Genomic DNA, 26,410 nt, shown 5'->3' on the forward strand with positions numbered 1-26,410 from the left:
GATTTTTTATGAGGCACAGTAGAAAGCACTTGCACGTCCAATCTTATGGTATACCATCAGACGAAATACAACAGTCACTCTCCGGGAGTCCTCCATGAGCTTTGAAATTCGCAAGATCGTCACCTACTCCGAAGAAACCCTGATCGAAGGCGGCAAAGCCACCGACAAGCCGGTGACCATGGTCGGCCTGGCTGCTGTGATCAAGAACCCATGGGCTGGCCGCGGTTTCGTTGACGATCTGAGCCCGGAAATCCGCGCCTGGTGTTCCGACCTGGGGGCCCTGATGGTCGAGCGCCTGACCGCCGCCATCGGTGGTGCAGACAAGATCGAAGCGTACGGCAAGGCTGCTGTAGTGGGCGCCGACGGCGAAATCGAACACGCCTCTGCCGTGATCCACACCCTGCGTTTCGGTAACCACTACCGTGAAGCGGTCAAGGCCAAGAGCTACCTGAGCTTCACCAACAAGCGCGGCGGCCCTGGCACCTCGATCCAGATCCCGATGATGAACAAGGACGACGAAGGCCTGCGTTCGCACTACATCACCCTGGAAATGCAGATCGAAGACGCGCCACGCGCCGACGAGATCGTCGTGGTACTCGGTGCTGCCAACGGCGGCCGCCTGCACCCGCGTATCGGCAACCGTTACATCGACCTGGAAGAACTGGCTGCTGAAAAAGCGGCCAAGTAATTCACCCGACACCTATAAAAAGACGCCTGTGCAGGAGCAATCCATGATTCAGCTCACCGCTGAGCGCACCCCGGCCGGCACCAGCTACCTGGAAACCGGCCATGGCCATCCTGTGGTGTTGATTCACGGGGTGGGACTGAACAAAGAAATGTGGGGCGGTCAGATCGTCGGTCTTGCGCCGACCTACCGGGTCATTGCCTATGACATGCTCGGCCATGGCGCCAGCCCGCGCCCGGACCCCGAGACTGGCCTGCCAGGCTATGCCGCACAATTGCTGGAACTGCTCGACCACCTGGGCGTGCCACACGCCACGGTGATCGGCTTTTCCATGGGCGGCCTTGTGGCCCGTGCCTTCGCCCTGCACTACCCGCAGCGCCTGGCCGGGCTGGTGATTCTCAATAGCGTGTTCAATCGCACTGCCGAACAGCGTGCCGGGGTGATTGCCCGCACCAGCCAGGCCGCCGAACACGGCCCGGATGCCAACGCAGGCGCCGCCTTGTCGCGCTGGTTCAGCCGGGAATACCAGGCCGCCAACCCGGCCCAGATCGAAGCGCTGCGCCAACACTTGGCCAGTAACGATCCACAAGGGTATCTGACGACCTATAAGCTGTTTGCTACCCAGGACATGTACCGCGCCGAGGACCTGGGCACCATCGATGCCCCGACCCTGGTCGCCACCGGCGAACTGGACCCGGGTTCGACCCCGGACATGGCCCGGCAACTGGCAATGCGCATCAAGGGCGCTGAAGTGGCGATCCTGCCCGAACAACGTCATATGATGCCGGTCGAGTCGCCGCGCCTGGTCAATCAGGTGCTGCTGGACTTCCTCGACAAGTCCGCCGTTTTACACAACCCGATCAAAGGGGATGTTGCATGAGCCTCACTCGCTTTCAGATGTGCATCGACGGCCAATGGGTCGATGCCCTCTCCGGCAAGACCTTCGACAGCCTCAACCCGGCGCTGGCCGAGCCTTGGGCGCAATTGCCCGATGCCGATGAAGCCGACGTCGAACGTGCCGTGCAATCGGCCCAGAAAGCCTTTGAAAGCCCGGCCTGGCGTGGCCTGACCGCTACCGCACGGGGCAAGCTGCTGCGGCGCCTGGGCGACCTGATCAGCGACAACAAAGAGCGTCTGGCGCAGCTTGAAAGCCGCGACAACGGCAAGCTGATCCGCGAAACCCGTGGTCAGGTCGGCTATCTGCCGGAGTTCTTCCACTACACCGCGGGTCTTGCCGACAAGATCGAAGGCGGCACCCTGCCGCTGGACAAGCCGGACCTGTTTGCCTACACCGTGCACGAGCCGATGGGCGTGGTGGCCGGGATCATTCCGTGGAACAGCCCGCTGTACCTGACCGCGATCAAGCTGGCCCCGGCCCTCGCTGCCGGCAACACCATCGTGCTCAAGCCGTCCGAACACGCCTCGGCAACCATTCTGGAGCTGGCACGCCTGGCCCTTGAAGCCGGCTTTCCGCCCGGTGTGGTCAACGTGGTCACCGGCTACGGCCCGACTACTGGCGCTGCCCTGACCCGCCACCCGCTGATCCGCAAGATCGCCTTCACCGGCGGCGCCGCCACCGCACGCCATGTGGTGCGCAGCAGCGCCGAGAACTTTGCCAGGCTGTCGCTGGAGCTGGGCGGCAAATCGCCGAACATCATCTTTGCCGACGCTGACCTCGACAGCGCTGTCAACGGTGTGGTCGCCGGTATTTATGCCGCTTCCGGGCAAAGCTGCGTGGCAGGTTCCCGCCTGCTGGTGCAGGACGAGATTTTCGATGAATTCGTCGAGCGTCTGGTCGAGCGTGCCAAGCGCATTCGTATCGGCAACCCGCAAGCCGAAGACACCGAGATGGGTCCGATGGCCACCGCCCAGCAACTGGCGGTCGTCGAAGGCCTGGTCGCCGATGCCCTGGCCGAAGGCGCGCGCCTGCGCCTGGGCGGCAAACGCCCGGAAAACGCCGAAGCCGGCTGGTTCTACGAGCCGACCCTGTTCGAGTGCGACAGCAACTCGATGAAGATCATGCAGGAAGAAGTCTTTGGTCCGGTGGCCTCGGTCATCCGCTTCAAGGACGAGGCCCAAGCGCTGGCGATTGCCAACGACTCGCAGTTCGGCCTGGCGGCCGGGATCTGGACCCGTGACCTTGGCCGTGCACACCGGCTGGCTCGCGACGTGCGTTCCGGTATCATCTGGGTCAACACCTACCGCGCGGTGTCGGCCATGGCGCCGATCGGCGGTTTCAAGAACAGTGGCTACGGCCGCGAGAGCGGCATCGATTCGGTGCTGGCCTATACCGAGCTGAAAACGGTATGGATCAACCTCTCGCAGGCACCGATGCCCGACCCCTTCGTGATGCGTTAACCGAGACTGCAGCAATGATCGAACCCGGTATCTACAAAGAAGTCATGGGCTCCTTCCCCTCGGGGGTGACCATCGTCACCACCCTGGACCCGGAAGGCAATCTGGTCGGTATCACCGCCAGCGCCTTCAGTGCCCTGTCGATCGATCCGGCGCTGGTGCTGTTCTGCCCCAACTACGCATCGGACACCTACCCGATCCTGCGCGACAGCAAGCGTTTCGCGATTCATCTGCTGTCGGCCGAGCAAACCGCTGAAGCCTATGCCTTTGCCGGCAAGGGCAAAGACAAGGCCAAGGGTATCGAGTACACCCTGAGCGAGCTGGGCAACCCGCTGCTGGCCAAGGCCACGGCAATCATCGAGTGCGAGCTGTGGCGCGAATACGATGGCGGCGACCACGCCATCATCGTCGGCGCAGTGAAGAACCTGATCCTGCCGCCAACGCCGGCGACCCCGATGATCTACCATCGCGGCAAGCTCGGCGCCCTGCCGGCGCTGGTGTAAGGAAAGTGCATTGTGGCCGGCCTTGTTGGTTCGAGGTCTGCGCGTGATAAACTCGGCCACGGCCCGGGCAGCCTCAGGCGGCCCGGGCCTTTGTTCAAGTCCAGTCAACTTCTGGTTATGTCGAGGTACGAGCGTTCGATACACGAACCGACCCTCGCCAGCAGCCGGGCACATTTCGAGCCGAACCGATGAAACGCCTGCCCCTCGACGACACTTTCAAGGTCAACCGTAACCCCGTTACCCTGCGGGAAATCGTGTTGGACAAACTGCGCAGCGCGATCATGAATTTCCAGCTGTTACCCGGCGACCGCCTGGTCGAGCGCGATCTGTGCGACCGTCTCGGGGTCAGCCGCACCTCGGTGCGCGAGGCGCTGCGCCACCTGGAGTCCGAAGGACTGGTGGAATTTGCCGATGCCAAGGGCCCGCGCGTGGCGATCATCACCCTGGCCGATGCCTGCGATATCTACGAGCTGCGCTGCGTGCTCGAAGGCATGATCGTGCAGTTGTTCACCCTGCGCGCCAAGCCCAAAGACATTCGTGCCCTGGAAAGCGCGCTGGAAGAAAACCGCCAGGCGCTCAAGGAAGGCGAGCTGCAACAGGTGATCGACTCGGTGCAAGGCTTCTACGATGTGCTGCTCGAAGGCTCGGGCAACCATGTCGCCGCGACCCAGTTGCGCCAGCTGCAGGCGCGCATCAGCTACCTGCGCGCCACCTCGGTGTCGCAGGAAAACCGCCGTGGCGCCAGCAATCAGGAAATGGAGCGCATGGTCGAGGCCATCAAGAGCGGTGACCCGCAGGCGGCGCATCAGGCCTCGGTCGACCACGTGCGCAATGCCGCCCGCGTTGCACTGGAATACCTGCAATCGAAACAGGACGACGGCGCCAGGGCCCGCGATATCGTGGCCCCCGTCGCACTCAAAGACCCACGCATAGGTCACTGACATGCCGCTGCCGCGTTACTGCCCGCAATGCGGCAGCCAGGACCTCGCCCACCGCACCCCGGACGGCGATACCCATGAACGTCTGATGTGCGGCGCCTGCCAGTACATCCACTACATCAACCCGAAGATCATTGCCGGCTGCATCATCGAGCAGGACGGCAAGTACCTGTTGTGCCAACGTGCGATTCCCCCGCGCCCCGGCACCTGGACCTTGCCGGCAGGCTTCATGGAAGGCGGCGAAACCACCGAGCAGGCAGCCCTGCGCGAGGTGTGGGAAGAGACCGGCGTGCGCGCCGAGATCGTTTCGCCCTACTCGATTTTCAGCGTGCCGAAGATAAGCGAGGTGTACATCATCTTTCGTGCCCTGGCCCTGGAAATCACCGGGCAGTATGGGCCGGAGACCATGGACTACCGCTTCTTCGCCCCCGAAGACATCCCGTGGGACAGCATCTACTACCCCGCCATCCGCCAGATTCTGGAGCGCTACATCTGTGAGCGCCAGGCCGGGGTGTATGGCATCTACATCGGCAACGACGACAGCGGCAAGGTGCATTTCATCAGGTAGCAACCAAGGACCCGGACATGCTCAACCCAGCCAACACCCGCCCCTTCTTCTGGCGCGATGCACAGTTGCCGTTCATCGAGGCGCGTTCGGTCGAAGATGGTCGCAAGGTGTGTTACGCCCGCCATTCGCACACGGTGTTTTCCATCGGCGCCATCACCTCGGGTGTCAGCACCTACCTGCTGGAAAAATCCACCCTGCGCATCAATACCGGTACCGTGGTGCTGATGAACCCAGGCCAGGTGCATGCCTGCAATCCCATCGATGACCAGCCGTGGTCGTACATCATGCTGTACGTCGATCCGCAGTGGCTGGCGGGTATTCAGCATGAAGACGCCGCTGCCCAGCCGTTCCAGCCGCTGGCGCCGTCGCACAGTCACGACCGGCAGTTATTCGACGGTTTGCTCGATCTGTACGCCACGCTGATCGACGCCGATGCCACGCTGCTGCACAAGCAATGCAAGGCGGTGGCGTTTTTCAGCCTGATGCAACGTTTGCTGGACGGTGCGCAGTCAGTGGGCGACAAGCCGGCGCCGCGCATCGAGCGCGCGGCCGACTACATCAACGCGCATTTCAGCCAGAGCATTCGCCTGGACGATATCTGCCAGGCCGTGCACCTCTCGCCCTCTTACCTGATTCGCGCCTTCGAGCAGCGCTACCATATGACGCCGCATGCCTACCTGCTTAACCTGCGGATCCAGCAAGCGCATCGGCAACTCAAGGAAGGCCGGCTGATTGCCGACGTCGCGGGCGATACCGGCTTTGCCGATCAAGCCCACTTGCAGCGCGAATTCAAGAAACACCTGGCTGCCACACCCGGGCAATACCGGCTTTAGCCCGTGCCCTTTAACCCCCGCCCTTCAACCAAAAACCAGATACAACGCACACCCCACCAGCAACAGCGCCATGACCCGGTTAAACAGCCGCACCCGCGCCGCGCTGCGCAGGTACTGGCTCAGGTGCGCGCCGGCCACCGACCAGCACGCCAGCGACAGGTAGCAGACCACCAGGTAAATCGCCGCGAATTGCCAGATCAGCGCTGGCTGGCCGTCGGCGACGAACACCCCCATGCCGGCAATCGACGCCAGCCAGGCCTTGGGATTGAGCCACTGCATCAGCGCGCCTTGCCACATCGTTGGCCGCGCCTGGGCCTGCTCGACGCTCAACTGGCCGTCATCGCAGGCCAGCTTGAAGGCCATGTACAACAGAAAGGCCACGCCCGCCCACTGGATGATACGGGTCAGAAACGGCCACTGCTGCAACGTTTCGTTCAGGCCAAAGCCAATCAATAACAGCAACAGGGTAAAGCCCAGGGTCGCACCCAGCACATGGCGCAGGCTGGCGCGCAGGCCGAAGCGCACCCCGGCACTCAAGGCGACGATGTTGACCGGGCCCGGGGTAATCGACGATGCCAGGGCGAAGGTCGCCATGGAAATCAACACGCTCATGCTCACAACCTCTTGAGGATCACAATGACCCACGCAAGGTAGTGCCCGACAGTTGGCGGTGTATTGAAGGAAATTACCCTTACAGAACTGGCCGGCACCGTCAGAAAAAGCGGCCAGCACTTGCTTTTTTATCGATTAACTCTACAAATGCGAGCTGTGAGGCAGCCCATCGCCATCGTTGTCATTTATCGAGTTCATTCCATGTACAAAGCCTTTGTTTTTGCCGTCGCCTTCAGTCTGTCGGGGACGGCACTGGCCGCGTGTCCGGCCAGCACGCCGGCCGACACCGCACGCTGGATCTACACCCAGCACGCCGATTTTTATGTCAAGGGCAAGGGTGGGCCGCAGTACCTGTCGGCAACGCTGCTTGAATGGTTGAAAAAAGATTGGGCCTGCCAGGCCTCGGGCGACCAGTGCGCCGTGAGCGCCGACCCCTGGACTGATGCGCAGGACGGCCAGATTCAAGAGCCTGTCACTTGGAAACAGGTGTCCAGCGTCGACAAGCAAGTGGTGGTCGAGATGAACTACCTGCTGGGCTACAAGAATGTGCCAGCGCAACCGGGTGTGGAACAAACCACCCGCTTGCTGCTGACCAAAAGCCCCACCACCCAGTGCTGGGTGCTGGATAACCTGCAAGGTCCCGGCGATCTACCGTTGCTTGAAGCCTTGCAGGAATTTCCTTACGACGGTGATTGATCGGATCAGGCCTGGCTCCACTCCACATTGGTGATACCGAAGTGTTCGGCGTACGGCTTGGAAACCTGTGGCACGCGCTCCAGCCGGTACTTGGGAATACGCGCAAGACCGGCATCCACACTTGCGTAGTGCCAGGCGTTCGCATTGTCCATGTTGGCAGCACGAATGTAGAAACTCTTGAAAGCACCGTTCAACAGGTAATCGATCCGGTAGTGTTTTTCCTGAGCCATTAACGGCATTGCCTCCCTTATTGATAATCCCCGTGCCCTGTTGCAATGATGTCTTGGTAAACAAAGGGCACTGAGTAATAAGGGACCTAAAGGCCGCCGGAAAAATTCCGTGTTTTTTACCGGCGGTCGCCCGGCGGTGTGTCTAGCTAGCGAATCGCCAGTCGCTTGGCCAGTCGGCTCAGGTTTGCACGGTCGACACCCAGCTCACGCGCCACCTCGGCCCACTTGCCTTGATGGCGGGCCAGGGTCTGCTCGATCAAGCGCCGCTGGAAGGCATCTACCGACGCCTTCAGGCCGTCGCCACTGTCGAGAAGCGGATCGTCGTGCCGCGTTTCGGCACGCGGCGCCGGTGTAACTTCGTGATCGAGCCCGAGCATCGACGCCTCCACAGTCAGGATTCTCGGCCGCTCGGCATGCGCCGAAAGCGCCTTGAGCACTGCCCGGCTGATCAAATGCTCCAGTTCACGGACATTACCCGGCCATGTGTAAGCCAGCAGTCGCTGTTGCGCCTCACTGTTGAGTCGCAGGCTGCGCAAGCCCATGCGCAGGCGGTTTTCTTCAAGGAAAAAGCCGGCCAGTAACAGCACATCACGGCCCCGCTCGCGCAGCGGCGGCACCAGCAGCGGGTAAACGCTCAAGCGGTGATAGAGGTCGGCACGAAAGCGGCCCTGACGCACTTCTTCGGCAAGATCGCGGTTGGTGGCGGCGATGATGCGCACATCGACGTGATGCTCCTGGTCCGAGCCTACACGCTGCAACTGGCCGCTTTGCAGCACACGCAGCAATTTGGACTGCACTGGCAGCGGCAACTCGCCGACCTCATCGAGAAACAGCGTGCCGCCATCGGCCAGTTCGAACTTGCCACTGCGACCGCTCACTGCACCGGAGAACGCACCGCGTACGTGACCAAACAGTTCGCTCTCGACCAGCGTCTCGGGCAAGGCGGCGCAATTGATGCTGATCAACGCTTTGTGCGCACGCGGTGAATGCAGGTGGATGGACTCGGCGACCAGTTCCTTGCCCACCCCGGTTTCACCGGTAATCAGCACGGTCAGCGGGCTGTTGCCGACCAGCAGGATTTCCTGCTGCAGACGCTTGTGCGCCGCGCTCTGGCCGATCAGCTCGCGGGGCGAATAGCCACCGGCAACGCGCTTGTAGACCTCGACCAGTTGCCGCTGATCTTCAAAGCCACGCAGCAGTTGTTGAATGCGCTCGCTGGCCATCACCGTGGCGGCCGCCAGGCTGGCAAAGGCTTGCAGGGTTTCCAGGTCGACACTGCCGAAACTGGCGGCGTCCAGCGAATCGAGGGTGATCAGGCCCCAGGGTTTACCCTGGATAATCAGCGGGCAGCCCAGGCAATCATGCACTTCAAGCGTGCCATGGCCATCGAGCAGACCGTCGTAGGGATCAGGAAGCTCACAATCGGCGGCAAAGCGTACCGGTGTGTCGCTGTACAGCAGAATCTCAAGCCGTGGATGCTCACCGACCCGAAAGCGCCGGCCCAGCGTGTCGGCGCTTAAACCATCGACCGCCAGCGGCGCCAGCACATCGTCTTCAAGCTTGAGCAACGCCACCGCATCGCACGGCAATAACTGGCGCAGAGAATGCAATAGCCGCCGGTAGCGCTCCTCGTCGGGTAACTCACGAGACAAGTCGGCCACCAGCGGCAATAGCGAACGCAGCATGGGATGAGGCATCGAGGCTCCGGGCAGGCGGGAATTGGCGGTCATTATGACCTCAACCCGCCTGCCGGCAACCCTTGCCCCGGTATTGCCCGGTTACGGCGCCGGGTTCGGCTGGCGGGTATGAATCGCTTCAATCCCGGCAATCACGTCATCGGACAGCACCAGATCGATGCTCGCCAGGTTGCTGGCCAACTGGTCCAGATTGGTCGCGCCAATGATGTTGCTGGTCACGAACGGCCGGCTGGTGACATAGGCCAGCGCCAGTTGTCCCGGGTCCAGGCCGTGCTCGCGCGCCAGCGCGACATACTGCTCGGTGGCGCTTTGTGCCTGCGGGTTGTTATAGCGCTGGAAACGCTCGTACAGGGTCAGGCGGCCATCGGCAGGACGGGCCCCATTGAGGTATTTGCCGGTCAGCACGCCAAACGCCAGCGGCGAATAGGCCAGCAGGCCGATCTGCTCGCGAATGGCGATTTCTGCCAGGCCCACTTCGAAGGTACGGTTGAGCAGGCTGTAGGGGTTCTGGATCGATACTGCGCGTGGCAGGTTCAGGGTTTCGGCCAGGTGCAGAAAACGCTGGGTGCCCCACGGCGTTTCGTTGGACAGGCCGATCTGACGGATTTTGCCTTCCTTGACCAGGTCGCCCAGCACCGACAGGGTTTCCTGAATATCCACCGAGTCGTCGTTGGCATCGTGCTGATAACCCAGCACGCCGAAGAAGTTGGTCTTGCGGTCCGGCCAGTGCAGTTGATACAGGTCGAGGTAATCGGTGTTCAGGCGCTTGAGGCTGCCTTCGAGCGCAGCGGTGATGTTGCGCCGGTCAAGACGCGGGTTGCCGTCGCGGATGTGTTCCATGCGGCCGGGGCCGGCGACTTTGCTGGCCAGCACCCAGTCATTGCGGTCGGCGTACTTCTTGAAGTACTCGCCGATGATGCTTTCGGTGCGGGTGTAGGTTTCGCCGCGTGGCGGCACCGGGTACATCTCAGCGGTGTCGATGAAGTTGACACCGGCCTGCTTGGCCAGGCGAATCTGTTCGAACGCCTGTTCCTGCGTGTTCTGTTCGCCCCAGGTCATGGTGCCCAGGCTGATGGCGCTGACAGAAATGTCCGTCTTGCCGAGTGAACGAAATTGCATCGATGACTCCCTTTTATCGAAGAAATACGAAGGCCTCTGCCGCCGTTGTTCAAGTGCGCCGCATACAGCGCTGGTAACGCTCATTGACCCGCTGGGCGAACCAGGCGGTGGTCAGTTTACGGGTGATCTTCGGGCTTTGCAGGGTGATGCCCGGCAGTATCGCGCGCGGTAGCTGAAAGCCTGCTGTCTGCTCGGCCAGTTCGAAGACCCGCGCGTATACGCGGGTGTTTTCAAAGTCCTGGCCGTCGCCCTTTTTCAATTGGTTATAGATCGCGGCGTTGCTCAGGTCCAGACGGGGTCCCAGGCTGCGCACCGCTTGTTCGGTGGCACCGGTATCCAGCGAGTCGCGAAGGATCAGATCGCCGTCCAGCGCCAGCGCCTTGCCGGTCAGGCGGCTGACGGCACTCTGAAAGGCGGCGTTACGGCTGGCGTACCAGCCGGCATTGAAGTCGGCGAAGCGGTACAACGGCTCAGGGTAATCGACCGGGTAACCGAGCAAGTGGGCAATGCCGAAATACATGCCGCCACGGCGGCTGAACACTTCACGGCGAATCGAGCCATCGACGGTGTATGGGTAGCCTTTGGCGTGCTGCTCGGCAAAGGCGATGCTGACCTGCATCGGCCCACCGGTATGCACCGGATTGAAACGCCCGAACAGGGTCTGGCCCAGCGGCACGATATCGATGAAGTCATCGAAGATTGCGCTCAGTTGTTTTTCCGTACGTGCAGCGGCCAGGCGCGCGGCATAGGTCTTGCCGTCCGGCGAGCGCAGGCTCAGTGCGGTGTCGATCAGGGCAGAGGGAATATGCAGGCGTGCTGCACGGCGGTCGATTTCTTCGCGGGCAATGCGCCCAAGCCCCGGCACCGCAGGGTCGGCCTGAAAAGTCGACTCCTGTTCGGTCACGGCCAGCGCAGCGCAGATGTTTTCAGGCGTCAGGGCAATGTCTTGCGTGCTGAACGCGGTCTGGATATCACCGGCCCAGCCCTGACGATCATTCACACTGGCCGGCAGCAGCGCCACGATGCGCGCCCGCGCCTGCTCGGGGCTCAGCGGTGGCGGCTCTGGTGGCCGCGTGACGCAACCGCTCAGCAGCAGCGTGGTGACGACCGTCAGGCTCAACAACAGGTTTGAACTCACCTCGATCTCCTGCAGCTAAAGGAAAAACCGAGGCAGCGGTGCCTAGAACACCGACCACTCGATTCGCGCGCTCAAACGTTCCAGCGCTGCCATACCGACCAGCGAGTTACCCGCAGCGTTCAACTCCGGGGACCACACGCACACCGAGAAACGCCCCGGCACCACCGCAACAATCCCGCCCCCTACCCCGCTCTTGCCCGGCAGGCCGACGCGGTAGGCAAAGTTGCCGGCCTCATCGTACAGCCCGCTGGTGGCCATGATCGAGTTCAGTTGCGTGGTCTGCCGTGCGCTCAGAATCTGCTCGCCGCTGTGGGTACAGAAACCCTCGTTGGCAAGAAAGCCGAACGCCCGCGCCAGATCGACACAGTTCATGCTCAGCGCGCAATGGTGAAAGTAACTGCGCAGCACGTTTTCGACTTCACCATGAAAATTGCCGAACGACTTCATCAGCCAGGCTGCCGCCGCATTTCGCGAACGGTGCTGGTACTCGGACTCGGCCACCTTGGCATCGGAGATCACCTTGGGGTTGCCGCACAAGCGCCGCACAAAATCGCGCATCGACAAGGCCGGCGCGGCATAACGCGACTGGTTGATGTCGCAGATGATCAGTGCACCGGCATTGATGAACGGATTGCGCGGCTTGCCACGCTCGAACTCCAGCTGCACCAGCGAATTGAACGGCTGGCCGGACGGCTCGTGGCCGACCCGCTCCCAGATTTCTTCGCCAGAATGCTGAATCGCCTGAACCAGGCTGAAGACCTTGGAAATACTCTGGATCGAAAACGGCGTGAGTGCATCTCCGGCGTGGAAGACCTCGCCACTGTTGCTGTACACCGCGATACCGAGCTGATCGGGACGCACCTCGCCCAGCGCCGGAATGTAATTGGCGACTTTGCCCTGGCCGAGCAACGGCCTGACTTCATCGAGGATTTCGTTCAGCAAGTCTTGCATGTGGGCGTCCCGTGTTTTTGGGTGCGCACACTACACCAAGTGCTGAAAAATTACCTGTGAAACGGGCGCCTGAACGCCCGTTGCCGCTATCAATTCTTGTAATCGGTGCCGTGGCGATCCAGTTCGCGGATCAGCGCGTTCCAGTGACGGGCCACACCCGGACCATTACCGTCCTTGAAGACCTTGGCCTGCTCTTCGACCTTGGCCACCACTTCCGGCGGCGGCAGGAGCAGTTCGTCGTTGCCGGCCGACTGCGCGGCGATCTGGATATTGCACGCATATTCCAGCCCCTGCAGTTGCTGGAAGGCATGCGCCACGCTGACACCGCCGGTCAACAAACCATGGTTGCGCAGGATCAACACGCTCTTGTCACCCAAATCGGCGACCAGGCGCTCGCGCTCGTCCAGCTCCAGCGCAACGCCTTCGTAGTCGTGATAGGCGACGCGGCCCGAGAAGCCCAGCGCATGCTGTGAAATCGGCAGCAGGCCACGTTTCTGCGCCGACACCGCGATGCCGTCACGGGTGTGGGTATGCAACACCGCCTTGAGGTCATGGCGGGCGCCGTGAATGGCGCTGTGGATCACATAACCTGCGTAATTGATGCCCAGACCGGTCGGGTCGTCGACGATGGTGCCGTCCAGCGCGACCTTGACCAGGTTCGACGCGGTGATCTCATCAAACAGCAGGCCGAAGGCGTTGATCAGAAAATGCTCTTCCGGGCCCGGTACGCGTGCCGAGAAGTGAGTGTAAATGTGATCGGTCCAGCGCTTGAGCGAGGCCAGGCGATAGGCGGCGGCGAGCTGAACGCGCACTTCCCATTCTTCGGCCGAAACGCGATCACGCACATTGCCCGAGGGCTGGTGGACATCCTGCTGGACGGGCAAGGCACTGACGTTGCTCATGTGTAGCTCCTGAATGACATGTGAAGCAAGTCACCCAAGACTATGCGCATAACAACATCTTGAAAAAGCACATTTTCTTCTAAGCTAATTATTAAAAAATAGAATATTAAAATTCATCTTTATGCTTTGATTGCGCGTCTGCACGCTGTTACCGACCCCTTTGCCAGGCGGAGGTCTTCTATTTGACCCGACTGGAGCCTGTTCATGACCGCGCCACTGAGCCGCACCCTGACCCTTGAGCTGCAAGCCGACGTATTGATTATCGGCGGCGGGCTGGCCGGTACCTGGGCGGCAGTCGCCGCCGCCCGTGAAGGCGCGCGGGTGGTGCTGGTCGACAAAGGCTACTGCGGCACCAGCGGCGTGACCGCCACCGCAGGGCCGGGCCACTGGTGGGTGCCACCAGCGCCTGGCATGCGCGAAGCCGCCATCGACAAACGCCTGAGCACCGCCTATGGCCTGGCCGATGCACGCTGGATGGCCCGCGCCATCGACACCACCTGGACCAGCCTGCCGAGTATCAGTGGCTATTACGACTTTCCGGTCGATGACCAGGGCGTCGTGCAATACCGTGGCCTGCGCGGCCAGGAATACCTGCGCGGCATGCGCCGCCTGGCGCTGGACCACGGCGTGACCATTCTCGACCACAGCCCGGCGCTGGAGCTACTGCGTGATGCACACGGCACGCTGGCCGGTGCCCGTGGCTGGCGCCGGCAAGCCGGTGGCGACTGGCAGGTACGCGCCGCCGCTGTGGTGCTGGCCAGCGGCGGCTGCGCGTTTTTGTCCCACCTGCTGGGCAGCCACACCAACACCGGCGACGGTTACCTGATGGCGGTCGAAGCCGGGGCCGAGCTGTCGGGCATGGAGTTCTCGAACTACTACTGCATCGCCGCTGCCGGCAGCAGCATCACCCGCTCGATGGTCTACAGCTTTGGCGAGTATTTCGATGCCAGCGACCGCCCGCTGCCCATAGGGCCCGGCCCCGACTTCACCGAACAACTGGCCCGCGCCCTGCTCGAAGGCCCGGTGTACTGCCGCCTCAACCGGGTACCGCAGGACATTCGCCAGCAACTGCCGACCATCCAGCCCAACCTGATGCTGCCCTTCGACCGGCGCGGCATCGACCCTTACACGCAGCGCTTCGCCGTGACCCTGCACCCGGAAGGCACCATTCGTGGCGTTGGCGGCCTGCGCCTGGTCAACGATGACTGTGAAACCCGCGTGCCGGGCCTCTACGCCGCCGGTGATGCCGCCAGCCGCGAACCGATCGCCGGCGCGACCTCAGGCGGTGGCGCACAAAATTCCGCCTGGGCGTTATCGACCGGGCAATGGGCGGGCCGCGCCGCCGCGCGCCGCGCACGGCAATCGCAGCCGCCAGCAACTGCCGTGCACGGCTTCGACGGTGCCGGCTTGACCCATACGGTTGCCGACAGCCCGGCGCTGATTCGCCAGATTCAGAATGAAGTCCACCCGCTGGACAAAAACCTGTTCCGCAGCGGCGCGCAACTCGACCGCTCATTGCAGGCGCTGGACAATGTCTGGGATCACGTCCGCCATGGCACCCAGCCCATCGTCGACAACCCGCTGCGCGCCCGTGAACTGGTGGCCATGGCCGCCACCGCCCGCTGGTGCTACCACGCCGCCGAACAACGCCGCGAAAGCCGTGGCATGCATCAGCGCAGCGACCAGCCCGAACAACTCACCCGCTTCGACGCCCATCTGCGCATTGGCGGCCTGGACCAGCCCTGGCACCGCTTCGATGCCATCCAGCCCAGCCCGCACCTTGAGGAAACGCCCGCATGATCGAATTGATATTCAAAGACCTGTGCGACGGCTGCGGCACCTGCGTGCAGGTCTGCCCCACCAACGCCCTCAAGATCGGCGCCGACGGCCTGCCGGACATCCGCGACCAGTCGGCGTGCCAGACCTGCTTCATGTGCGAGCTGTACTGCACAAGCGACGCCCTGTACGTCGACCCCGACTGCGAACAGCCTCGCGCACCGGACCCGGAAGCCATTCGCGCCAGCGGCTTGCTGGGCCAGTTTCGCCGGGATTCAGGCTGGGATGAATGGGCAACCGATGCCCGCTACACCAACCTGCACTGGCGCATGGACGCAATATTCGGCCTGGCACGCGCCACCAATGGCGGCCGAAACAAACCATAAATAAAAAGGTGGAGACCCCGATTCCGAAGTCACCACCCACTTGAGGCTCCTGACTTGCCGCTTACCGCTGCTTCCCCTCAATAGCCGCGTTCAAAGTCCACGACATCACCCAGCGGCTCTTGCTTGTGGTGACGCAGCAGATTAGCCACGAAGTGCTCGACGATGTTGTGCCAGATCACGCTGCTGGCCGGTGAGACGTGGGGCGACAGGCGCACTTTGGGGTGGGCGTAGAACGGATGATCGGCCGGGGTCGGTTCGATGGCGGTGACGTCAAGGGTTGCGCGGCTCAGACGGCCTTCGTCCAGCGCGTGGACCAGTGCAGCTTCGTCGATCAGGCTGCCGCGGGCGATGTTGACCAGGTGCAAACCGGGTTTGGCGTGATCGAGCAAGGCCTTGTCGACCAGGTTACGGGTGGTTTTGGTTGCCGGTGCCGCCAGCACCACGTGGTCGGAAACGGCGAACAGGCGCTCCAGGCTTTCGGCGCGCTCGACGCCCGGCACACCGAAGGGTTTGCCGGAATGGTTGACCGCGATCACCTTGACGCCCAGCGCCTGGGCGCGCACGGCCAGGTCGCGGCCGATGGCGCCGAAGCCGACGATGCCCAGCGTACTGCCGCTCAGTTGTTGCAGCGGGAAACGCTTCCATTGCTCGGCGCTGTCGATCCACACATCCGGGAATTGCTTGACCTGCGCCAGGATCGCCGCCAGGGCGAACTCGGCCACGGCCACCGAAGCGGTGCCACGCGCCGACGACACCGGCACGCTGTCGAACAGCCAGGCCGGGTAACCATCGATGCCCGAAGAAGTGAGCTGTACCCACTTGAGGTTGAACGGCCAGCCTGCGGGCTTCTCTGGCAGCTCCTGGGTGAGGAAATTGCCGAAGAACGGCCGGGTCAGCAGGATGGTCGCCTCAGGCGGTACATTCGGCGCGCCCTGGCCGATCGGCACGATGGTGTACTCGGGCAGACGCTGGCGCAGCAGGGCGTTGATTTCTTCGTCATGCTGGCTGGCGATCACGGTGTTGGACATGGATAACTTCCTGTTTGATCAAGTAATGCAGGCATCCTAGCAACCCGCATTAAATGCCGAAAATGAATTAAAAATCTAAGCTAATATGCATTTTTATAATTAAGCACTGGTTCATCCGCGATCGCTTGAGTCTCCAGATACAAACGCCCCGGTACATCGGCCAGCAACTGCGCGGTATAGGACGACGACGGTGAGTCGAACACCTGGGCACAGGCGCCCTGCTCCACCACACGCCCATCGCGCATGACCACCACCTGATCGGAAATCTGCCGCACCACCGCCAGGTCGTGGGAGATAAACAGGTAGCTCAGGCCCAGACGCTGTTGCAGTTCGCCGAGCAGCGTGAGGATCTGCGCCTGCACCGAGGCGTCCAGCGCCGACAGCGCTTCATCAAGTACCAGCAGCTCAGGCTCCAGCGCCAACGCGCGGGCAATCGCCACGCGCTGGCGCTGGCCGCCGGACAATTCCGTGGGCCTGCGTTGCAACAGGTGCGCTGGCAGTTCCACCTGCTCCAGCAACTGCGCAGCGCGCTTGGCACGCGAGGCGCGATCTCCGATAGCAAAGGCCTGCAAGGGCTCGCTGATGATCCGCTCCAGGGTCCAGCGCGGGTCCAGTGAGGCGTACGGATTCTGGTAGACGATCTGGATGCGCTGGCGCAACGGTTGCCATTGCCGTGCCGACAGACCAACAAGGTTCTGGCCGTCGAACAGCACCTGGCCGCTGTCGGCCTGTTCCAGCCCCAGAATCAAGCGCGCGGTGGTCGATTTGCCCGAGCCGGACTCGCCGACCAGGCTGGTGGTGCCATGCCGTACCACATTGAACGACACCGCCTCGACCGCCGGTTTGCCGGGATTGCGCCAGCTGGAAAAGTCCTTGTGCAATTGTTTGACCTGCAACAGCGGCGCCGTGCTCAAAGCCCGCTCACGCAGTGGCGGACGGACCTGCTGCCGGGCCGCTGCCAGACTGGGCGCGGCGCTGAGCAACTGGCGGGTGTAGGCATGCGTCGGCTGCTCGAAAATGTCACGGGCCTGACCGGTTTCGACGATGCGTCCGTGCTGCATCACAATCAAGCGGTCGGCGCGATCCAGCGCCACGCCGAGGTCATGGGTGATCAGGAACACGGCGGTGCCGCGCTCGCGGGCCAGCAACTGCAAGCGATCCAGCACCTGGCGCTGCACACCGACATCCAGCGCGCTGGTCGGCTCGTCGGCGATGATCAGCGGCGGGTCGTTGGCCAAAGCAATGGCGATCAGAATGCGCTGACGCATGCCGCCCGACAGTTGATGCGGGTAACTGCGCGCCACCCGCTCGATGTCATTGAGACCGACCTGCTCCAGCAGCGCCAACGCGCGAGTTCGCGCGTCACGACGTGCCACACCATGCACGGTCATGGCCTCTTCAAGCTGGCGGTCGATGCGTTTCACCGGGTCCAGCGACAAGCCCGGGTCTTGCGGCACGAAACCCACTTGCCGACCGCGTACATGCCGCCAGCTCCGTTCGCCAAGGCCCACCAGCTCATCACCGGCCAGGCGCAGACTGCCGGCTTCGATCACGGCATTACCGGCCAGCAGTCCTACCAAAGCGCCTGCGGTGGTGGACTTGCCTGAACCGGATTCACCCACCACCGCGACGATCTCGCCGGGGTAGATCGCAAAGCTGACCTGATCGATACCGTCAATGCGGCCGCGTTCGGTCTGATAGCCGATGCGCAAGCTATCGACCTGCAAAATGGGCGCACTCATCGTTGAACTCCCTGTATATCCTGAATCGCCCGCGCCAGTTGATTGGCCGCCAGCACCACGGCGGCCAGCACCAGCCCCGGCAAACTGGTGTACCACCAGGCGGCGACCATGTAGTTACGGCCTTCGGAAATCAGCAACCCCCACTCTGGCTGCGGCGGCGGTGCGCCAAAACCGAGAAAGCTCAGCGCCGACACCGACAGCACTGCTGCACCGAATTCCAGCGCTGCCAGGGCCAGCACAGGACCGGCCGCATGCGCCAGGATATGCCCGCTGATGATCCCCCACGGGCCGACACCCGAGACCCGCGCCGCCTCGACGAACAGGCTGGTGCGCCAGCGCAGCACTTCACCGCGCACCAGCCGGGCAAAGGTCGCCACCGACGACAGCCCCACCGCCAGGGCGATGTTCAGGGTGCCGAAGCCGAGCACGGTGATGATCGCCATGGCCAGCAGCAACGAAGGAATCGCCATCAGCACTTCAACCACACGCATCAACGCCGCATCGAGCCGACCGCCGAAATAGCCGGCCACCACGCCGATGGCAATGCCGATCAACAAGGCAATCAGCACCGCCAGTGCCGTGGCTTGCAGCGATAACGCCGAGCCATGCACCGCGCGGCTGTACAGGTCGCGGCCCAGATGATCGGTGCCGAACCAGTGCGCGGCACTTGGCGCTTGCAGCGACTGGGCCGGCTGGCCCAGCAAGGGATCGTAATGGCTGAACAGATCGGGCCAGACCGCCCAGGCCAGGGCCAGGACCAGTACCACGACGCCCAAGGGCAATAGCGGGCGTTTACGCAGCAGGCTCATCGCTGACCTCCTCCACTGACGGATTGACGCATGCGCGGATCGAGCAACGGGTACAACAGATCCACCAGCAGGTTGACGAGAATGAAGATCAGCGCGGCCAGCAGCACCACGCCCTGCACCATCGGAATGTCCTGACTGCCGACCGCCGCTTGCGCCAGACGCCCGACGCCTTCGCGGGAGAACACCGTTTCAGTGACAACGGCGCCAGCGAGCAGATTGCCGACCACCACGCCCGACAAACTCAGCACCGGCACGGCGGCGTTGTGCAGCAAGTGCACGAACAACAGGCGCCGGCCGCTGAGCCCCTTGGCGCGCAGCGCTTCGGCAAACGGTTGCTGGCGCACGCCGGCCAGCGAACGTACCAGCACCTGGGCGATCACCGCCGCCGTGGGAATCGCCAGGGTCACCGCCGGCAGCACCAGGGAGGCAAAACCCTGATTACCCATCGCCGGAAACCAGTGCAGGTTGAACGAGAAACCCTGCAACAGCAGCAGGCCGACCCAGAAGGTCGGCAGCGACACCGACAGCGCCGGCACCCCGAGCAACAGGTCGCGCAGCCAGGGCCAACGTGCCAGATTGGCTGCCAGCGCCAGGCCGATGCCGCCGAGCAAGGCCAGCCCCAGTGCCAGGAAAGTCAGCTGCGCAGTGGCCGGCAAGGCTTGCGCCAACGCGCCCGCCACCGGCTCGCCACTCTGGATCGAATGGCCGAAATCCAGCTGCAACGCCTTCCACAAGGCAATGCCGTACTGCACCGCCAGTGGCTGGTCCAGATGGTATTCGGCGCGCAGGGCCTGGATTTGTGCTTGATCCGCCGCCGAGGGCTCGCCGTTCTGGTTGAGCATGATGCTCACCGGGTCACTGGGCAGCGCATACAAAATCACGAACGACAGCGTGAACGCCGCCCATAACACCAACGCACTCTGCCAGAGCCGGTGCACGCCGCTGTGCAAAGCCTGGCGCGGGGTGGTGCGGCGTGCCGCTGTCACCGTTGAAAGATCGGTCATCAAAAAATCTCGTGAACTTACACATTTCCGTAGGAGCTGCTTTAGCAGCGAATGACACACCACAAATCAACCGTGGTGTGGCGTTCCCGGCTAAAGCCGGTCCTACGGTTTCTCCAGCCAGGTGTCGAAAAACTGCAGGCGTGACGAGGCCTCGTAATGCAGGCCGTGTACGCGTTTGCCGTGGGCGATCACCGTGGCCAGTTCGATCAGCGGGATGACGTGGCCCTGCTCGATCAGCTCACGGCTGACTTCATCGACCCGCTGCTGACGCACCGCCGGGTCCAGGGTCGCCGCCGAGGCTTCAAGCTTTTTATCCAAATCATCGGCCTGGCGTTTGCCGTAGTTGCGCCCCGTCACATGGAACAGCGTGCGCAGCACATCCGGGTCGGCGCGGGTCAGGTTGTAGAAGTACAGGCTGATGTCACCACTGGCCTGCAAGGCCGAGACCTGGCTGATGGTCGTGCGGTTGAGGTTCAGCTCGATGCCGATGCCCTTGTACTGTTGCTGGATCAGTTCGAGGATCGGCGTGTTCTGCCAGTAATCGACCCGCAGGCTCAGACGCTGGCCGTCCTTGACCCGAATGCCGTCGGCACCCGGCAGCCAGCCGGCTTCATCCAGCAGTTTTCTGGCGCCTTCCGGGTCATAGGCCAGCAGGCCAGACAAGTCCTTGTAGTACGGCGTACTGCTGGCCAATACCGAAGTGGCCGGGCGTTGGTAGCGCGAGATGATGCTGCGCAACTGTTCACGGTCGACAGCCTTGATCAACGCCTGGCGCACGCGCACATCGCGGTACACCGGACGGGTCAGATCGGGGGTCAGGTTGAAGACCACGCCGGGGTTGGCGCGGGTCAGCAACGGCAGCCCTTGGGCTTCGAGGGTCTTTTCGTTCTGCGCCACCACGCCGGTGTCGACGTCGATCTGCCCGGACAACAGGCTGCCCAGGCGCACGCCGGACTCGGGCACGATCAGGAATTCGATACCGTCCAGCCAGGCCTTGCCTTCATGGGTCGCCAGTGACGAGGCCCAGTGGTAGTCATCGCGGCGCGACAGGCTGACCTTCTGGTTATGCACGAAGCTGTCGAGCTTGAACGCTCCGCTGCCGATCAACTGGCCCTGGCAACGGTCGGCCGGGCTGCTGGCCAGCGTCGCCTTGGCCAGCAAGCCCAGGCTCATGGTCGAGGTGGCTTGCAGGAACTGCGCATTGGGCTGGTTGAACGCGATCACCACGGTGAGCGGCTCCGGGGTTTCAATGCTTTTGAGCCCGGCCAGATAAGTCGAGCCCAGAATCGAACGCGCACCCAGCGCCAGAATCTGCTCGAAGTTGGCTTTCACAGCCTGCGCATCGACCGGCGTGCCATCGCTGAAACTCACGCCTTCACGCAAGTGGAAAGTAAAACGCCGCGACTCGGCATCGACCTCCCAACGACTGGCCAGCCACGGCACGATGTCGCCGCTTTGTGGATCCTGGTCGGTGAGCGAATCGACCAATTGCCTGCCGACATTGAGCGCGGTGTTATTGCCGGCCTGATGCGGGTCGACGCAATTGGGGTCGCCATCCAGCGCAACCTTGAGCACGCCGCCGGCAACCGGCGTACTGGCGGCGGCTTGCGCGGCAGGTGTGGACGACTCGCCGCAACCGGCCAGCAACAGCAGCGCCAGGCTCAGCGCCGCCGGTTTGAATAGCCCATTCACAGGCCGGGTCATGCCGCGTTGCCTGCGGCTTTGCGGTTGGCGATGTACGGCAGGCCAAGGTTTTCGCGCAAAGTCGTCCCTTGATATTCGCGGCGGAACAGCCCACGGCGTTGCAGCTCCGGCACCACGCCGGTGGCGAAGGCTTCGATGCCCTCGTGCAGGCCTGAGAACATCACGTTGAAGCCGTCGGCAGCATCGGCTTCGAACCAGCCTTGCAGGTCATCGGCAATGCTTTCAGGCGTGCCGATCAGAATCCGGTGGCCGCCGGCGGTGAGCTTGTTGAACAGCTCGCGCACCGTCGGCCGCTCGCGACGGATCAGGTCGAACACCAGTTTCTGCCGGCTCTTGTGGGTGTTGGTGTCGAACTGCTCGGGCGGCAGCGGCACCACCTCGTCGAACGGCAGCTCGGACAAATCGAAGCCCAGGCTGGCGAAGCGCGAGATGCTGCGCAAGAAGGTCTTGGGTTCCAGCAGTTCCTGCAACTGGTCGTAGCGCGACTGGGCTTCGGCCAGGGTATTGCCGACCACGGGCGAAACCCCCGGCAGGATCTTCAGGTGCTCGGGATTACGACCAAACTTCGCCGCCTGTTCCTTGATCTGCCGATAGAACGCCTGGCCCTGTTCGATGGTGTGCTGGGCGGTGAAAATCAGCTCGCCTGCCCGCGCCGCCAGGGCCCGGCCAGAATCCGACGAGCCGGCCTGGGCGATCACCGGGTAACCCTGAATCGGGCGCGGCGCATTCAGCGGGCCGCGCACCTGAAAGTGTTTGCCGTGGTGGTTGAGCACATGCAGCTTGGCGGTATCCAGAAAGCGCCCGCTGGCCTTGTCCTGAATAAAAGCACCGTTCTCGTAGCTGTCCCAGAGCCCGGTGACGACGTCGTAGAACTCTTCGGCGCGTTCATAGCGGTCGGCGTGCAGCACATGCGCATCGAGGTTGAAATTCTCGCCGCCGCCCAGCGATGTCACCAGGTTCCAGCCCACTCGCCCGCCGCTCAGGTGGTCGATATTGGCCAGCTTGCGGGCGATGTTGTAGGGGTCGTTATAGGTGGTGCTGGCAGTACCGATCAGGCCGATATGGCGGGTGACCATCGCCAGCGCCGGCAGCAACACAAGCGGGTCCCAACGCACACTGTTGGGACCGCGTTCCAGCACAGCGAGATCGGCGTCGACATTGACCGTGTCGTTGAAGAACACCGCATGAAACTGCGCGGCTTCAAGGGTCTGGGCAATCCACTGAAAATGCCCGAAATCGCTGAACGAGTCCGGCGCGGCACTTGCGTGCCGCCAGCTGGAGCCCATGATCCCGGCGCTGGGGATGAAAGCGCCGAGCAGGATTTGTCTTTCTGTAATGCTCATGAAGGCTCCTGATCAGAAGTCGTAGCTCAGGCGGGTGTACCAGAAGCCGCCATAGGGGTTGAACGGCGAGACGCTGCCGAATTTCGGGAAGCCGTTGACGTCGCCCGCCGGGTAGCCGTTGTTGTCGGCGCGCACGTCGAACAGGTTGTTGGCCCCCACGGCCACGCCAAATTTGTCGGTGACCGCGTAGGCCACTTCCAGGTCGGTGATCCACTTGGCACCGAAGGTCGCGTCGTAGTTGGGGTTCACGTCGCGTGCCACGACCTTGTCGTAACGGGTGACACCGAGGTTGATGTCGAAGCGGTCGATCTTCCACTGGCCGCTGAGGATCAGCTTGGTCTTGGGGTTGGAGACGGTCAGGTAACCCTGGGCAACCCGGTCGAACAACTCAAGACCGCTGCCGGCCAGCGCGCCCGGCGTGGACTTGATGCTGTCCAGGTCGGTCTTGTTGTAGTTGAACGCCACGCCGTACTTGACCGAACCGAAGCGGCCATAGTCGACGCGGTAGTCGGTGACCAGGTCCACGCCGCGGGTGGTGGTGTCGGCGGCGTTGGTGAAGTATTTGACCCGGTAGCCCGGCTTGTAGCCCTGCTGCTGGAGGATCTGGTTGACGCCGCTGCCAAACAGGAAGCCGGTCAGCGCGATGCGGTCCTTGATCTCGATCTGGTAGGCATCCAGCGTCACGTTGGCCTGGGGCAAGGGCTTCCAGGTCAGGCCAAGGCTGATGTTGCGCGACTTTTCCGGGTCCAGGTCTTCAGCCCCCAGTGCACGGGCCAGCGGTGAGTCGACACGGGCGGTCTTGGCTTCGACGAACTGCGCCACGCCATTGACGGTGGTGTACTGGTTCGAGGTCTGCGCGTAGGCCGACTGCGACAGCGATGGCGCACGGAAGCCGTTGCTCAGGGTGCCGCGAATCGCGAACTCGGGCGTGAAGTCATAGCGCGCCGAGAACTTGCCGCTGGCGGTGTTGCCGGCGCTGTCGTCGTATTTCTCGAAGCGCCCGGCCAGGCCCAGATACAGCTTCTCGGTGGGGTTGACTCCCAGGTCCAGGTAAGTGGCGTAGCTGTTGCGGCTGGCCTGGGCTTCGTCTTCAGGCGTCAGGGTGATCGCGCCTTGCGCGCCCACCGCCGCCGGTTGGCCGGCCAGCGGACCGCTGGGGTAGATGTAGCCGCCGTTGATCCAGGCCTCGACGTCTTCGGACTCGGTCTTGTAGCGCTCGTGACGATGCTCGGCACCCCACGACACTTGCAGCGGCTTGGCCAGACCGATATCGAAGGCGCGGGTCAGGTCGAGGTTGTTGGTCCACTGGTCGAAGGTGTTGGTGTAGCTGTCGAAACTCGTCGGGCTGGCCGGGCCCAGCGAGGCATTGAGGCTTTCGTCGGAGCCGGCCAGGGATTTGGCCCGGCCGAAGGTCGAGCTCAGGTCCCAGTTCCAGTCGGCGATCAGGCCCTTGGCGCCGGCAGCGGCCTGAAAGTCGGTTTCGTCGAGGGTGTAGAACGGCGCGGTGCCGTCCGGGTAGATCTCGGGGATGATGTTAGTCGAGTTCGGCCGGCGGTAGTTCTGCCCGCCCCTGGCCTCACGTTCGCTGTAGGTGCTGAACGAGTACAGGGTCAGGTCGTCATGGATCGGTAATTCTGCGTTGTAGCTCAGGTTGTAGCCCTTGATCTTCGGCAGGCCGTTGCGCTGCACCTGGCGGTCGGCGCCGGCTTCGCGCGCGTCACCGGGGAAATACAGGTTGCCGGTGGAATCGCGCGAACGCACGGCGGTCTGCTGCGACTTGGCGTCGACCGAGATGTTCAGGAAGCCGTCGTTGGGCAGCGCAAAGCCCGAGTTGACGGCCGAGCGAATGGTGCCGCCGTCGCCGCCTTCGTAGTATTCACCGTACTGGGTGCTGGCCGAGCCGCCATGGTCGGTCTGCTTGAGGATGATGTTGATCACCCCGGCGATGGCGTCCGAGCCGTATTGCGCCGAGGCGCCGTCACGCAGCACTTCGACGTGGTCGATGGCGCTGACCGGAATCAGGTCGAGGTCGACCGGGTTGGTGCCGTAGGCAGACGACGAGTCGAGGTTGATCACCGAGCTGTTGTGGCGGCGCTTGCCGTTGACCAGCACCAGCACGTTGGAGCCGTTGAGGCCGCGCAGGCTGTAAGGCCGGGCAATGCTGTCGTTGGAGCTGCCCGAAGGACGTTGGCTGAACGACGGCAAGGCTTTTTCCAGCGCACCGCGCAGGCTGGCCTGGCCGGTCTTTTCCAGTTGTGCGCCGCTGACCACGTCGATCGGCGCCGGGCTGCTGGTCACGGTGCGTGCTTCGCTGCCGCGCGAGCCGGTGACGACCACAGTTTCCAGGCTTTCGGTCGAGCTTTCGGCTGCCTGCACGGGCAACAAGGCAAAGCCTGCGAGCAGCAACGGCGCCAGCGCCAGGGGCGAATTGAAGGATGAGCGTTTCATGACTGTCAGGCTTCCAGAAAGGGTTTGAAATCGTCACGCCATAGCGGTCGCACATCGACGCGCTGGCGGATCAGACGGTTTTCGAAAAAGGTGTCGGCAACGCCTTGCGCCGAGACAATGGCCGGCTCGCTGATCGGCCCCAGGCTGACCGGCTGGGCGCGCTCGCGAAATTGACGCAGGTACAGCGCGGACTCGATGCCGGTCAGTTCGGCGATGTGTGCAGCCCAGGCCTCAGGATTGGCGGCGACCCAGGCCCAGGTCGCACGCTCGCGGCGTAAAAAATCGCCGATCTGCGCGCGCTTGGTCGGGTCATCCAGTGCGCCGCTGCGCGCCGCGATCAAGGTATTGCCCAGAAACGGGCTGTCGTTTTCCAGGCGCACGCCGTGATCCTGGGTGGCCTGCAAGGCACTGATGCCGCCGGCGACCAGCGCATCGATATGGCCGCTGCGAAACGCGATCAGCGCTTCCTGCATCGGCATCGGCACCGGCTTGATGTCTTGTAGCGTCAGGCCGTGGCGGTTGAGCAGGTCGATCAGGTAGTACTGGTTATTGGTGCCGCGCACATAACTGACGCTACGGCCCTTGAGGTCGGCGGGCTTGCCGATACCGCCGTCGCGGCCGACGATCAGGCCGATGTCCTGACGTGCGCCGGGCAGCACCGCCACCACTGACAACGGCACCTGGGCAATCGAGGCAAAGATCGGCGGCACTTCGCTCATCTGGGTGTAGTCGAGGCTGCCACTGCTCAGGGCTTCAAGGACGATATTGCCGCCGGCGATGTCGACCCATTGCACCGGGTACGGCGTGTCGGCCTGGCCGGCCAGCGCCATGAACGAGGCGGCCGAGCCCTTGTAGCGCCAGACCCGCAAGGGCTCGGCAGCAGCGGCCAGCGCAGGCGCCAGCAGACAGCCGGCCGCCAGGGTGGCACTGGCGCCGAGCAGGC

At 63.0% G+C, this 26,410-nt stretch carries 25 protein-coding genes; 10 read left to right on the forward strand and 15 right to left on the reverse strand.

Translation table 11 applies throughout. The features are described from left to right. The first annotated feature begins 94 nt into the window (after positions 1–94). From ACYP2A_RS07195 to ACYP2A_RS07225, 7 genes are all read left to right on the forward strand, one after another. The gene (locus ACYP2A_RS07195) at positions 95–688 is read left to right on the forward strand and encodes an amino acid synthesis family protein (protein WP_459743996.1); all 594 of its coding nucleotides are present in this window, start codon (positions 95–97) and stop codon (positions 686–688) included. Positions 689–731: 43 nt separating this feature from the next. Continuing rightward, a complete protein-coding gene (locus tag ACYP2A_RS07200) occupies positions 732–1,565 on the forward strand; it encodes an alpha/beta fold hydrolase (RefSeq protein WP_459743998.1) in 834 nt (277 codons plus the stop codon). Beyond that, positions 1,562–3,043, forward strand: a complete 1,482-nt coding sequence (locus tag ACYP2A_RS07205) for an aldehyde dehydrogenase (protein WP_459744000.1) — start codon at positions 1,562–1,564, stop codon at positions 3,041–3,043. The genes ACYP2A_RS07200 and ACYP2A_RS07205 overlap by 4 nt, the downstream gene beginning before the upstream one ends. Positions 3,044–3,057: 14 nt before the next feature. Further along, positions 3,058–3,543 carry a flavin reductase family protein gene (locus tag ACYP2A_RS07210; RefSeq protein WP_459744002.1) on the forward strand — a complete coding sequence of 162 codons (486 nt, stop codon included), beginning with the start codon at positions 3,058–3,060 and terminating at the stop codon, positions 3,541–3,543. 188 nt (positions 3,544–3,731) lie between these two features. Continuing rightward, positions 3,732–4,484 carry a GntR family transcriptional regulator gene (locus ACYP2A_RS07215; protein WP_459744004.1) on the forward strand — a complete coding sequence of 251 codons (753 nt, stop codon included), beginning with the start codon at positions 3,732–3,734 and terminating at the stop codon, positions 4,482–4,484. A 1-nt stretch (position 4,485) separates the two neighbouring features. Beyond that, the gene (locus ACYP2A_RS07220) at positions 4,486–5,049 is read left to right on the forward strand and encodes an NUDIX hydrolase (RefSeq protein ID WP_459744006.1); all 564 of its coding nucleotides are present in this window, start codon (positions 4,486–4,488) and stop codon (positions 5,047–5,049) included. Positions 5,050–5,066: 17 nt separating this feature from the next. Further along, positions 5,067–5,882 (forward strand): AraC family transcriptional regulator, encoded by an 816-nt coding sequence (locus ACYP2A_RS07225; protein WP_459744008.1) that lies wholly within the window; start codon positions 5,067–5,069, stop codon positions 5,880–5,882. A gap of 24 nt (positions 5,883–5,906) precedes the next feature. Here the strand turns inward: ACYP2A_RS07225 and ACYP2A_RS07230 are convergent, their stop codons facing one another. Then, on the reverse strand, positions 5,907–6,494 hold the full coding sequence (locus ACYP2A_RS07230) for a LysE family translocator (protein WP_459744010.1): 588 nt from the start codon (positions 6,492–6,494) through the stop codon (positions 5,907–5,909). A gap of 201 nt (positions 6,495–6,695) precedes the next feature. Between ACYP2A_RS07230 and ACYP2A_RS07235 the strand changes: the two genes are divergently transcribed. After that, positions 6,696–7,190: a DUF3828 domain-containing protein gene (locus ACYP2A_RS07235; RefSeq protein ID WP_459744012.1), complete on the forward strand. Its 495-nt coding sequence runs from the start codon at positions 6,696–6,698 to the stop codon at positions 7,188–7,190. Positions 7,191–7,195: 5 nt separating this feature from the next. Here the strand turns inward: ACYP2A_RS07235 and ACYP2A_RS07240 are convergent, their stop codons facing one another. From ACYP2A_RS07240 to ACYP2A_RS07265, 6 genes are all read right to left on the reverse strand, one after another. Further along, on the reverse strand, positions 7,196–7,420 hold the full coding sequence (locus tag ACYP2A_RS07240; protein ID WP_459744014.1) for a DUF6555 family protein: 225 nt from the start codon (positions 7,418–7,420) through the stop codon (positions 7,196–7,198). Positions 7,421–7,566: 146 nt separating this feature from the next. Further along, positions 7,567–9,117 carry a nitric oxide reductase transcriptional regulator NorR gene (gene norR / locus ACYP2A_RS07245; RefSeq protein ID WP_459744164.1) on the reverse strand — a complete coding sequence of 517 codons (1,551 nt, stop codon included), beginning with the start codon at positions 9,115–9,117 and terminating at the stop codon, positions 7,567–7,569. A gap of 81 nt (positions 9,118–9,198) precedes the next feature. After that, positions 9,199–10,236: an NADP(H)-dependent aldo-keto reductase gene (locus ACYP2A_RS07250; protein WP_459744016.1), complete on the reverse strand. Its 1,038-nt coding sequence runs from the start codon at positions 10,234–10,236 to the stop codon at positions 9,199–9,201. A 49-nt stretch (positions 10,237–10,285) separates the two neighbouring features. Then, positions 10,286–11,374 carry a DUF1615 domain-containing protein gene (locus tag ACYP2A_RS07255; protein ID WP_459744017.1) on the reverse strand — a complete coding sequence of 363 codons (1,089 nt, stop codon included), beginning with the start codon at positions 11,372–11,374 and terminating at the stop codon, positions 10,286–10,288. Between the two features lie 42 nt (positions 11,375–11,416). Continuing rightward, complete coding sequence (gene glsB, locus ACYP2A_RS07260; RefSeq protein ID WP_459744019.1) at positions 11,417–12,325, reverse strand: glutaminase B; 909 nt, start codon at positions 12,323–12,325, stop codon at positions 11,417–11,419. A gap of 89 nt (positions 12,326–12,414) precedes the next feature. Next, complete coding sequence (locus tag ACYP2A_RS07265; RefSeq protein WP_459744020.1) at positions 12,415–13,227, reverse strand: class II aldolase/adducin family protein; 813 nt, start codon at positions 13,225–13,227, stop codon at positions 12,415–12,417. A gap of 204 nt (positions 13,228–13,431) precedes the next feature. Between ACYP2A_RS07265 and ACYP2A_RS07270 the strand changes: the two genes are divergently transcribed. Both ACYP2A_RS07270 and ACYP2A_RS07275 read left to right on the forward strand, forming a co-directional pair. Next, positions 13,432–15,027, forward strand: coding sequence for an FAD-dependent oxidoreductase (locus ACYP2A_RS07270; protein WP_459744022.1), 1,596 nt, complete (start codon positions 13,432–13,434; stop codon positions 15,025–15,027). After that, positions 15,024–15,389 carry a 4Fe-4S dicluster domain-containing protein gene (locus ACYP2A_RS07275; RefSeq protein WP_459744023.1) on the forward strand — a complete coding sequence of 122 codons (366 nt, stop codon included), beginning with the start codon at positions 15,024–15,026 and terminating at the stop codon, positions 15,387–15,389. The genes ACYP2A_RS07270 and ACYP2A_RS07275 overlap by 4 nt, the downstream gene beginning before the upstream one ends. 77 nt (positions 15,390–15,466) lie before the next feature. Here the strand turns inward: ACYP2A_RS07275 and ACYP2A_RS07280 are convergent, their stop codons facing one another. The 8 genes from ACYP2A_RS07280 to ACYP2A_RS07315 all read right to left on the reverse strand — a co-directional run. Next, on the reverse strand, positions 15,467–16,417 hold the full coding sequence (locus ACYP2A_RS07280) for a D-isomer specific 2-hydroxyacid dehydrogenase family protein (protein WP_459744025.1): 951 nt from the start codon (positions 16,415–16,417) through the stop codon (positions 15,467–15,469). 80 nt (positions 16,418–16,497) lie between these two features. Continuing rightward, complete coding sequence (locus ACYP2A_RS07285) at positions 16,498–18,159, reverse strand: dipeptide ABC transporter ATP-binding protein (RefSeq protein ID WP_459744027.1); 1,662 nt, start codon at positions 18,157–18,159, stop codon at positions 16,498–16,500. After that, a complete protein-coding gene (locus tag ACYP2A_RS07290) occupies positions 18,156–18,968 on the reverse strand; it encodes an ABC transporter permease (protein WP_459744028.1) in 813 nt (270 codons plus the stop codon). Before ACYP2A_RS07290 ends, ACYP2A_RS07285 begins: the two co-directional genes overlap by 4 nt. Then, complete coding sequence (locus tag ACYP2A_RS07295; protein ID WP_459744029.1) at positions 18,965–19,972, reverse strand: ABC transporter permease; 1,008 nt, start codon at positions 19,970–19,972, stop codon at positions 18,965–18,967. The genes ACYP2A_RS07290 and ACYP2A_RS07295 overlap by 4 nt, the downstream gene beginning before the upstream one ends. A gap of 102 nt (positions 19,973–20,074) precedes the next feature. Next, positions 20,075–21,676 (reverse strand): ABC transporter substrate-binding protein, encoded by a 1,602-nt coding sequence (locus ACYP2A_RS07300; RefSeq protein ID WP_459744031.1) that lies wholly within the window; start codon positions 21,674–21,676, stop codon positions 20,075–20,077. Then, the gene (locus ACYP2A_RS07305; protein ID WP_459744033.1) at positions 21,673–23,019 is read right to left on the reverse strand and encodes an LLM class flavin-dependent oxidoreductase; all 1,347 of its coding nucleotides are present in this window, start codon (positions 23,017–23,019) and stop codon (positions 21,673–21,675) included. Before ACYP2A_RS07305 ends, ACYP2A_RS07300 begins: the two co-directional genes overlap by 4 nt. Positions 23,020–23,031: 12 nt before the next feature. Further along, positions 23,032–25,467 (reverse strand): TonB-dependent receptor plug domain-containing protein, encoded by a 2,436-nt coding sequence (locus ACYP2A_RS07310; RefSeq protein WP_459744034.1) that lies wholly within the window; start codon positions 25,465–25,467, stop codon positions 23,032–23,034. A gap of 5 nt (positions 25,468–25,472) precedes the next feature. After that, positions 25,473–26,410, reverse strand: a 938-nt coding sequence (locus ACYP2A_RS07315; protein WP_459744036.1) for an ABC transporter substrate-binding protein, incomplete at its 5' end; no start/stop codon positions are given.

This window comes from Pseudomonas sp. 3A(2025) (assembly GCF_054589175.1).